The organism is Actinomadura sp. 7K507 (assembly GCF_004348425.1).
In the GTDB taxonomy this organism is placed as follows: domain Bacteria; phylum Actinomycetota; class Actinomycetes; order Streptosporangiales; family Streptosporangiaceae; genus Spirillospora.
Map to the genome: position 1 here is coordinate 1 of NZ_SMKK01000367.1, position 6,349 is coordinate 6,349.

A 6,349-nucleotide genomic window follows, 5' to 3' on the forward strand; every position below is an offset into this window, starting at 1 on the left:
CCACTCCCCCACCAGGGCCTTTGACGCTGGGCTTCGACCCCGCCCGTTTCCAGACGAAACCGCCAGCCTGCTACCGGGCCTCCTGGCAGCTACCCGGACCGGACTCACACCGGCAAGCGACGACGAGCTTACGAACAACAAGATCAGCCGCTCACGCGGCATCACCTCCCCGTTCTGCTGGACGCACAAAAAGGCTCAGTGGAATCAAGCCGCCTGACTGTTTCGGTCATCCCAAAATAGCCCTCCACAACAAAGGTTCTGAGTTCGGCCGCGAAGTGATGCGTGCACCGATGATCACACACCGTGGCAAATAGGGCTTCATCCTGGCGATCTTGAAGGCTTCACGCCTTGCTTAAGAGCTAAACCGGCCGCATCCGGTCATGAAGGCGCCTGGCCCACATGATCAAATCCTTGTTATTACTGACATGGGCGACTTTGGGGACAGCGGGTTAACCCTTCGCAAGTCGGCAGACCATGCAATCGAGACCATGGGGCGAAGTGCGACCACCTTTTGCTAATCGCTGCTTGAGCGCTCTGGCATATCTTCGCCGAGGCGCGCCCTCAACGGCAAACAGGGAGGTCATTTACGTGTCGAGACCAAGCAGGCGGCTGGGAATCCTGGCCCGCATCGCCCTAGGTGTTGCGGCTATCCTGCTGCTGGGATCTGGGATAGCGACCGCCGCTCCCGTAAGGGACTTCGTCCCCAACCCCGACCCCAGCGCAGCCCCTTCAGCAAGGCCGGCTGCTGGCCCTGAGAGCGGGTCGGAGGCAAAGGCCAGTGCCGCTAGCCGCCCGGTATCGGGCCGTACTCCCTCAGCCGGCCCGCCGTTCACACAGGTGAGCGGGGTGTGGCAGGTCAACAGCTCGAGGGCCGTCGTACTGCGCAACACCGTCACCGACGCAGACGGCGATCGGGCAAATCTGACCTTCGAAGCCTGGACCGCCGACGCCAACGGAAACCCGATAGCACAGGTCAATCTCACCGACGCCAACCCATATGGGGTCCTGGTGTCCGACTACGTCGCATCCGGCGCCACCGCTTCGGTCACCGTCCCCTCTGGCTTTCTCGAGCCGGCGAAAAACTACATCTTCCGCACCTCCGCCTATGACGGCACCCTGTACGAGACCACCTGGTCCCCCTGGGCGAAGTTCAAGATCCTTCACACAGTCGATATCACGCTGCCAGAGCCGGATCCGAACCAGCCGGCGCTGAACCAGGACGAGTTCCAAGGACAGCAGCGGATCGACGCGCCCGAGATCTCTGACGTCACCCCGCCCTCGCCCCAGTCAGGCACGCCGAATCACGGCGAGAACGAAGAATGCGACTACCGGAAGGTCAACGAAAAGACGGGCGCGAAGGCATGCATGCGCATCTTGCCAACAGATAACAAGAAGTTCCAAAAGGCACTGGACAGGATCAAGGCGAACTCTGAGTCTCCCGATGTGGTGGACTGGTGCGCCAACGTCGCCATATCAGAAATCAAGCGTCATGAGGGCTGCGTCAACCTCGGCCTCGGAGTCAGGTACACCTACCAAGGCCCGAACGGCGTACCTATAACGATCGACATCGAGTGGTTCGTTCAGCAGCAGATCAAGCTGGCCAACAATTCCGGCCTCATCAATGAGAAGATAACTGCTGTGCCAGCAGACATCCTCGAACTTGGTGAACTCGAGTCGGTCTCGCTCGATGTGCAGCACCGCTGTGCAGGCGTTTGCACCATCGGCGCCGTGGACTCGAACCTCCGCTGGACATGGACTCCGGGGGCTCAGCACATCGCCGAAACCGAAACCACCTACACCTGGGGTCGCGCGAACGTGGCAGACGCCACCGACTTCCTCGAACTTTCTCCCATAGCTATTCCCTCTATTAAGCTTCCAGCGACGCCGCCCACGCAGGTTCTCCCTCATAAGACCTGGAAGGCCGCCGACGCAGACATACGGTGTGACACCGTCGTCCAGACAACGGCAGGTTGCGTGTTCTCCGAGTACACCCCGACCTGGACCTTCAACAGTAGGAAGACTCCCGCCGCCGTGGCCCACGCATGGCTGATCAAGACCATGCTGCCCAACCACCCCGGAAGCAAGACGCACAACTCGCCGATGTACTACCTACCGCCTGTGAATAGGGCGGACAACCCCGGCCGCGACCCGGATGCCAACCGTGCTGTGATCTGTCCGGGCGGCTGGGCCAGGGACCACGGTCACCCCGACACCACATCTCTGACAGAGATCAGCAGCAATGACGTGCCCAGCTGCGATGAATTCGCCTTCGCCTCCTCCTACAACTCCGGCGGCATGCCCGCTGCCAATGGCGGCCTGAACCCAGTCTCCTCCGGCGACCAATGCCTGCAGACCTACGCCACCCGCAAGACACAGGGCGAGTGGCACCTCTACAGCGACGAGCGGGAGCAGGCGCCGACGTTCACGGAGCTCTGCGGGCGTTCTTCAATGTCCAACTGGATGAACGGCACCTCCATGGGAGGAGCCTTCTCCAGCGGCTTCAGTCGGAAGTATCGGCTGATGGACCATGATCCCTACTGGGTGTCCACCCCAGGATTCGACCACTGCGACAGCACTACACGGCCCGTGCGGTGCACAATGTCCATGCCCTCCTAACCGAGCATCATCCAGCGTGTGGTCCGGGGCCCCCGGACCACACGCTCACCTGGGCCCGTCGAGCACCACCGCGTCGCCGACCAGGCGCGCATCCCGCGCCTCCACCCAGGTGAGCCCACCCCGATCCAGCGCCGGCCGTGTCCACGTTTCCTCGGTGCCGTCCGGGAGGACCACTGCACGTCCCTGTTCGAGCGCGGCAGCGATCTCGGTCAGCCAGTCCGGCAGTGGCCACCCATCCGAGTGGTACGGATAGGGGTTGTCCCCCTCATCTGCCGACCAGGTACCGAGGTTGCCGTAGGAGGGTTCGTCCTTGCGGGCGTCGATGTGCCAACCCGACCAGGTGTCCCCGGCCGTCCGCGCAAACGGCAGAATCCCTGCCTCGTGCTCCCAGTGCCGGGTGTGCAACCGGTACTCCGCGACCAGCTCGTCGAGTGGCAGCACGCTCCGGGCGTTTGGGAGGATCCCGGCGATCCGCACCGCGCCGGACGGCGCCCGGTTTTCGTCCACCCCGTCATGGATGCGGTACCAGGCCGCCAGCGTGGCGGGAAGTTCCACGCCCACGGCCGCCTCCGCGGCGGCGATGTCAGCGCCACCGGCCGGTGGGCGCAGCAACGCGGCAGAGGCCGGGGCGTGTGCCTGCAGCCAGGCTTCGATCCGGCCCCAGGCCGCGACCAGAAGCTCCACCCCATCAGCATCAGTACTCATACGTGGATGCTATGGACAAGAGGTACTCGCCGCGAGCCCCTTCCACCACCTCGTACGCCTGTCCGCCGAACCCTCCTCAGAGTGGTCGCCGTTCTCCACCGGCGTACTTGGCGACCGCCACGAGCGTCAGAGGAGGTCGAACTGGTCAAGGCCAGGGATGAGCCCGAGGGTGTGGCCGTCGTCCCACCTCACGGTGAGAGTGCCGAGGTCGTCGATTCTGGTGACCGTGCCCAGGGCACCCGGCTCCAGGTCGGTGTAGGGGTCGCTGGTGGCCACCAGCCGTATGCGGCTGCCGCGCCGTGCGCTGCAACCAGCCACCTGCGTACGAGGCTGCTCCTCCGATTGATCGGCGGGCGCGGCGGGCTGGCCGGGGTCGTCGCCTTCTTGGGGTTGGACGCGGGTGATGCCCAGGAAGAGTTGGGCGAGGCGCCCGGCGGGGACTTGGTTGCGATGCCGGGTCCAAAAGCCAGCGCAGACCGCGGGCCCGAAGTGCGGGTGGTCGCCGTAGGGCAGAGTGGCGTGGCAGGTCAGCAGCGCTCCGGCACGCAGGTTGTCGTCGATGACTTGGCGGGTGCGGTCGTCTCCGAGGTGCATGGGGTCCTCGGTGCGGAAGATGCAGGTGGCGCAGCGGCGTGCCAGGACGCGGACTTTGCCGGTGTCGTGATCGAGGACATCGGCGGGATCGCGATCGCGACTCGGGTGCGTGGGCATTGGGTGTCTCCGCCCGTTCAGCGGTCGTCGAGTTCGTTGGCGGTGTGTTCGGCGGCGCGGTGCAGGACTCGCGCCTGTATCTGGGGCGGGTGGTGGGTCAGGATGTCCAGGACGAGGGCGATGGCGGGGTCCTGTGGTCCTTGTGGGAGGTCGGTGAGGGTGCGGGCGATCTGGTAGCGCGCTTGCTGTAGGACCCACTGGACAGTCGCGTGTTCGTGCAGGCCGTGGGCCTCGCATTCGCAGGTGGCGCCTGCTTCCAGCATGGTCTCGGTGATGGCGAGTTCATCACCGATTGCGATGTCGGCGGCGTTGGCCAGCAGAGTGCGCACTGCACGGAATGGGGTCCGCCATGCCTGGCCGTAACTGGCGGTGAAGGGATCTTCAAATAGAAAACTCACTATTGTTCCCACTTCTTCTTGTAGGCACCATAGGTGCCCTTCGAGTCCGGGTGGAGATGTCCTTTCTGAAGGACGAAATCGCCGTGGCCATGTTCCGACCAGATGATCACTTGGCTTTGGTGGCGGGACAAGTGGGTGACACTTGTGGATCGGCTGCCTGCGCGGAGTGATTGGGCGTTTCTGGCGGGCCTTGGGGGAGCCTTACGGCAGGCACGCCCGATGTACTGAGGGAAAGGGTTCATCGCCTGTTGTGGGCGGCGGGGCGGGTGAACGCGACGGGGTCACGGCCGCTGTAGGGGGCGGTGGCGATCGGGCCGCAGGTGGAGCAGCGGGCTTCGATCATGCGCCCACGGCCGGTGACGATTCCGACATGCCCGGGTGCGCTGGGGGTGCCACGGCTTCCGGCGAAGAAGACCAGGTCGCCGGGTTGCTCGGTGCCGGCTGGGATTTGGGGGCCGTGCTGGTATTGGGTCTGGGAGGTGCGGGGGATGGTGATTCCGGCGGCTTGGTAGGCGCGCATGGTCAGCCCGGAGCAGTCGAAGGCGTGCGGGCCTTCGTCTCCGTAGACGTACGGTTTGCCGATCTGGGCGCGGGCGTAGGCGACGACCTTGGCGGCGGCGTTGCCGGGGACGGCCGCGTACGCGGCTACTTGGCCTGGGCAGCCCTCCAGTCCGGTATCGAGCCCGGCCCCCGGGACGGGTTGGCGGTTTCCGTTCGCGTAGCGGGCGGCTTGGGCGAGGACCTTGCGGACGTAGGCGGTGTCGGGGTTGTAGGCGAACAGGGCCTTGTGCGGGTCGGCGGGTGCGCCGTGCGCGAGGAGGTAGCGGGCGGCGCCGGGGATGGCGTCGGCGGGGTCGTGTACATCGGCCCACCCGTCGTCGTTGCCGTCAACGGCGAATCCGCCTGTGTGCTGGTCGGCGCGGTGCCGGGGCGCGCCGCCCCAGTTGTTGCCTGCGGCGCCGCCGATGCCGATCTGCATGGGCCCGGCGGCGCCCGCGTGGTTGGCGCCGGCCCGCACTCCCGAGCGCGGGTCGGGGTCGCGGCCGTGATCGGACTCGCGTTTGCCGATCGCGGCGAGCAAGTTCCAGGCCAGCCCGGAGCGTCGTCCGGTCTCCTGGTAGAGCCGCAGGTAGGTGCGGGGTATGGCGGTGCGGGCGTCGGCGGAGGCGCCGGGCTGCGCCGCAGCCTGCTGCCCGCAACCATCGGTGGAGCTTGTGTTGAGCAGCCCGGCACCGAACAGCAGAGCGAGCAGCGGCAGCGCGAGGGCGACCGCGACGGGTGCGTGGACGGCGCCCTGGTCGCCACCTGTGGAGTTGACGGAGGTGCTGAGGGTGCCGGTCATGGGCTGGTCTTCCCGCGCTGGTCGTCGGGGACGTCTCCGGTGTCGCCGGTGGCGGCGAGGTCGAAGGCGTACACGCGCCAGCCGTTGCCTTTCTCGGGGGCGTGGTGGGTGAGGGTGACGGCGTACCGGGAGGTCTCCTGCCAGGCGGTGTGGGGGGTGGACAGGTGCTGAATGCCGGTGACGATGACGGTGATCGAGCTGGGCCCCAGGGAGCGGATGGCCTCGGCACGTGCCTGGGCAGTGGAGCTTTGCTGGAGGCGGTGCCGTTGGGTGGTCGTGGTGGGGTCGGTGGCGGCGCGTTCCATCTGCGGGCGCAGTTGGGCGCTCATCAGCGGGGCGAGACGGGCCAGGTAAGTCTCTGGGGACTCGTCATATCGCCAGGTGCCGTAGGCGGTGATGAAGCGGCGCGCCGCCTGGACCGTGGCGGCGATCTGCTCTGCGTCCAGCGGCAGCAACCCGACCACCTCGGCGGCCGTCGTGGGACCGCTGTAGGTGATCGAGTCCGGCGCGTCGGCCGTCGAGGACCGCGGCTGGGGCGAGTCATCCTGACCGGAGGCGGAAGGGGTGGAGGCTGTCT

6 protein-coding genes are annotated in these 6,349 nt (G+C 66.2%); 1 reads left to right on the forward strand and 5 read right to left on the reverse strand.

Annotated features, from left to right (window positions below; translation table 11 throughout):
• Positions 1 to 846 precede the first annotated feature (846 nt).
• Positions 847 to 2,616: a hypothetical protein gene (locus tag E1285_RS42435; RefSeq protein WP_132160524.1), complete on the forward strand. Its 1,770-nt coding sequence runs from the start codon at positions 847 to 849 to the stop codon at positions 2,614 to 2,616.
• A 45-nt stretch (positions 2,617 to 2,661) separates the two neighbouring features.
• On the opposite strand, the gene E1285_RS42440 is transcribed toward E1285_RS42435, so the two are convergent.
• From E1285_RS42440 to E1285_RS46180, 5 genes are all read right to left on the reverse strand, one after another.
• Positions 2,662 to 3,300, reverse strand: a complete 639-nt coding sequence (locus E1285_RS42440) for an SMI1/KNR4 family protein (RefSeq protein ID WP_207947231.1) — start codon at positions 3,298 to 3,300, stop codon at positions 2,662 to 2,664.
• 147 nt (positions 3,301 to 3,447) lie between these two features.
• Positions 3,448 to 4,032 carry a DUF4314 domain-containing protein gene (locus tag E1285_RS42445; RefSeq protein WP_243723444.1) on the reverse strand — a complete coding sequence of 195 codons (585 nt, stop codon included), beginning with the start codon at positions 4,030 to 4,032 and terminating at the stop codon, positions 3,448 to 3,450.
• Positions 4,033 to 4,049: 17 nt separating this feature from the next.
• A complete protein-coding gene (locus tag E1285_RS42450; RefSeq protein WP_132160527.1) occupies positions 4,050 to 4,361 on the reverse strand; it encodes a hypothetical protein in 312 nt (103 codons plus the stop codon).
• 307 nt (positions 4,362 to 4,668) lie between these two features.
• Positions 4,669 to 5,772: a C40 family peptidase gene (locus tag E1285_RS42455; RefSeq protein ID WP_132160529.1), complete on the reverse strand. Its 1,104-nt coding sequence runs from the start codon at positions 5,770 to 5,772 to the stop codon at positions 4,669 to 4,671.
• On the reverse strand, positions 5,769 to 6,349 hold a 581-nt coding region (locus tag E1285_RS46180), incomplete at its 5' end, for a hypothetical protein (RefSeq protein WP_165966998.1). The genes E1285_RS42455 and E1285_RS46180, both read right to left, overlap by 4 nt.